Below are 3,275 nucleotides of genomic sequence, written 5' to 3'. Positions count from 1 at the left end.
ACAAAAAGCGTCTTCACTCATCAATTGGTTATTTATCGCCAGTTGAATTTGAAGATAGGTTGGGAAATGAGTTATATATTGAAAATGTGTCTTAATTTAGTGTCCACTTTTAGGGGTGCACTCCCAACCCTTTCTTTTCTTTAATTACTTCTTTGATAACCGAATTTATCTCTTCTTTTTCAATGTCTTTCCTTAGAGCGAATCTTTCTTTTCTAACAATCTGAGAAAAATCATCCAAAAGAATATCTTCTGCTTGAAGGATTTCTTTTGCTTTATCGAGGATTAATCTGATTATATCCTTTTGAGGTTTTTCTTTTAAAATTAAAGAAGAGATACTTTTATAAAGCTCAGCTTTGTATTTTTCATGTTTTCCTTTTTCCATCTTCTCCCCCTCTGATTCTCAAATTTTAATATAAAGACTTCTTTTTTCTTATATCTTTTATTCCCTCCAATTATGGTGAAATATTACCATCAATTCCTTTCAGTTGCAAGTTTTTTTAAAAAGCTTTCCCTTAATTATATAAAAATATAAAAGATGTTTTTTTATATTTCCCAATGAACTTTTCAATTTTTTCTTAATCTTTTGGCTAATGAAAGGCCTGTTATAATAATTGTGGATGTCTCAGAATTTATGCATTATTTAAATCAAGACTAACCATTACTGGTTCTGGGCTTTCTTCATATTTAAAATTAAAGCGTAAATCAATAAAATATCTCCTATAAATTTTAATTCCTAAATAAAGAGAAAGTGCCATTGGATAAAAAATCAGAAAATAAGATTGATTTTTCAGGAGCCAGTATTCCAAATGAGTAAAAAAATACACATAAGAAATAAAGGAAAGCAAATAAACTGGCCAGAGAAGCTTCAGATTTGCTTTACCAGGAAGATAAGAACAGGCAAAGGGAATTTTACGAAAATTCACAAGTATTGCCTCCATAAAAAGGGCTGATATTGTCAAACCATATATGCAATGAAGGAGGGCGTATTTCCACCCCCAGAGAAAAAAGTACAGAATGAAAAGTAAGAAATACAGTGGAAGTATTATATAGAAAAAACCCCCTTTTCTCATACCTGAGAGATAATCTCTCTTATTTTGTATCTCAGTCAATTTGAAAATCCAATTTGCTTCAAGGGAAAGAGGTATAGTTATAGTTACTCTTAATCCAATTATGATAATAAATGATAAGATATGAGGGATAGAAAGAAGTGTTTTGTTGGGAACATAAATATTAATTTCAGAGCCTCTCTGAAAAATTTGTGGAAGCAATTCTGCAAATATAAATCCCAATGCAACTGCTATATATGCTCCAAGATGTAATCTGTGAGTTTTACTCCTTATCAAAGTATTTCCAAAAAAGTGAAAAATTGCTCTCTGAACTGAGTTTCTCAAAAAAATCTTATTAAAAATTCCTGCAAAAAATATCTTCAATCTTAAAAAATTTGTAGCACCTTTTTTAACTTCCTGCGTTCTTTTCAAATGTTTTCTATAACTGATTGAAACAGTTATAAAGAATACAACCACAGGAATTCCTATAGCTAAAAGAGATATGCCGGATAATGCTGAATAAAAGAGATTCTTTCTTCCTAAAAGATTTTCATAAAGCCCTGTAAACCACATTGGAGGAAAGAGGTATAAGAAAATTGAATCTTTCTCCCTTAGAGTTGAAAGGGATGAATGTATTTTCGGTAAAAGGGCAAAAACTGAAACAAAGAATGCCATAAAAAAGGTCTGAATATATGTAGATATTTTTTTAAACATAGAATAACTGAATACACTCATAAGAAGACCTTCAATAAAGACAAGAGAGAAAAAGATAAATAAATTAGCTGCATACACACTTATTGAATGAGAAATTAAATATTGGAAAAAATAAAGAAAACTTACCTTTTTTAGATGGGTGAGATAAACAGAAAATATGAATACTGAAAAAAAGTTTGTGCTGAGAGAAAACATTCCTACAAAAAAGAGTAAACTTGTAAATTTAGAAGTAAATAGAGTCCTCAATTTTATGGGCAAAGGAGAAAGAACAGAGTAATCTCTCAGGTCAGGAAAGATAACATCCCATTCAAGAACAGTGATAAAGCCCATGATAACCATAAAAAAAGAAAGAAACCAGCATTTTTCAATCCAGGAACTTCCAATGTCTTCGATAAACAAATATTTAGCAAGATAGCTATGGGAAAGGTACCCTCCTAAAACTGCAAGAATGACTAAAATCACTATCAATTTTTCTCTCATCTGCTCTTCAAAGGAGACAAAATCATTTTGAAAAAATCTTTGGAAAAAATGCCTGAGAAGCACAAGAAATTGTTTTAAATCCCCTATTAAAAAGTTTAAAATCTTTGTTAAGTATTTCATCAAAAAATTTAAGATTTATGTTTCATAACTTCCACAATACCCTTTGCAATCTTTTCTGTATCTTCTTCAGGAACCAGTTGATTAAAAATCTCAACCAAAGAAGGAAGTTCCATCAGAGTTCTTAAATTCTCAACAGAATCATTTGCAACAATGCATCCCTTATTAATAATAATGACCTTTGAACACACCTTCTCTACAATCTCTAAAATATGAGAACAATATATGATTATTTTACCCTCAAAGGCCAGCCTGATGATAAGCTCTCTTAGAATCTGAACTGTTGTCACATCCAAACCTGATAGGGGTTCATCAAAGAGTAAAATGTCAGGATTATGAAGCAGGGCAGAGGATATTAAAACTTTCTGTCTCATCCCCTTTGAATATGAGGAGATTGGAAAATGCATATCATATTCGAGTTGAAAAAGCTCCATAAAACCTCTAATTTTTTCTTCTAAAATTTTCTCAGAAATTTGATGAAGCCTTCCAACCAGCTGGAGGTATTCATAAGCACTAAGATGAGGGTAAATCTCCGACTGTTCTGGAACATAGCCTATTCTTTTTTTGTACTCATACATATTTTCCTTGATATTTTTGCCCTGAAAATATATTTCTCCATCAGTTGGTTCAATCAACCCAGCGAGCATTTTAACTGTGGTTGTTTTCCCGGCTCCGTTTGGTCCTAAATATCCTAAAACTTCATAAGGCTTCACAGAAAAACTAACTCGATTTACAACAGGAATCGAAGAGTATTTTTTGGTAATCCCTCTTAATTCAAGCATTTTCCCTTTAACTGCATATTCCGATGAATCTGGCCACTGATTCTGATTGAAACCGGCCACCTGTCGGAGCGAAGTGACGCTGAATTTTCATTATACCTCAGAGTGGCTGGATTGAGTCAAGGATGACTTTCTTTTC

3 protein-coding genes are annotated in these 3,275 nt (G+C 31.8%); all 3 read right to left on the bottom strand.

All coding sequences use genetic code 11. The annotated features are described in order from the left end of the window. Positions 1–109: 109 nt before the first annotated feature. Positions 110–382, bottom strand: coding sequence for a hypothetical protein (locus tag AB1410_01360; protein MEW6455348.1), 273 nt, complete (start codon positions 380–382; stop codon positions 110–112). 247 nt (positions 383–629) lie between these two features. Further along, entirely contained in the window at positions 630–2,240 is a 1,611-nt protein-coding gene (locus tag AB1410_01355; GenBank protein ID MEW6455347.1) for a hypothetical protein, read from the bottom strand. 128 nt (positions 2,241–2,368) lie between these two features. Further along, a complete protein-coding gene (locus tag AB1410_01350; GenBank protein ID MEW6455346.1) occupies positions 2,369–3,139 on the bottom strand; it encodes an ABC transporter ATP-binding protein in 771 nt (256 codons plus the stop codon). Positions 3,140–3,275: the final 136 nt, after the last annotated feature.

The organism is Acidobacteriota bacterium (genome assembly GCA_040756905.1).
Classification (GTDB): Bacteria; Acidobacteriota; Aminicenantia; order JBFLYD01; family JBFLYD01; genus JBFLYD01.
The sequence above is the reverse complement of the archived record's forward strand: the minus strand, read 5'-3'. Positions and strand labels throughout refer to the sequence as shown.

What these genes read in the sequence shown, in the direction of transcription:
- AB1410_01355 (MEW6455347.1), bottom strand. Translation starts at nt 2,240, where the DNA reads ATGAGAGAAAAATTGATAGTGATTTTAGTCATTCTTGCAGTTTTAGGA.
- AB1410_01350 (MEW6455346.1), bottom strand. Translation starts at nt 3,139, where the DNA reads ATGCTTGAATTAAGAGGGATTACCAAAAAATACTCTTCGATTCCTGTT.
- AB1410_01360 (MEW6455348.1), bottom strand. Translation starts at nt 382, where the DNA reads ATGGAAAAAGGAAAACATGAAAAATACAAAGCTGAGCTTTATAAAAGT.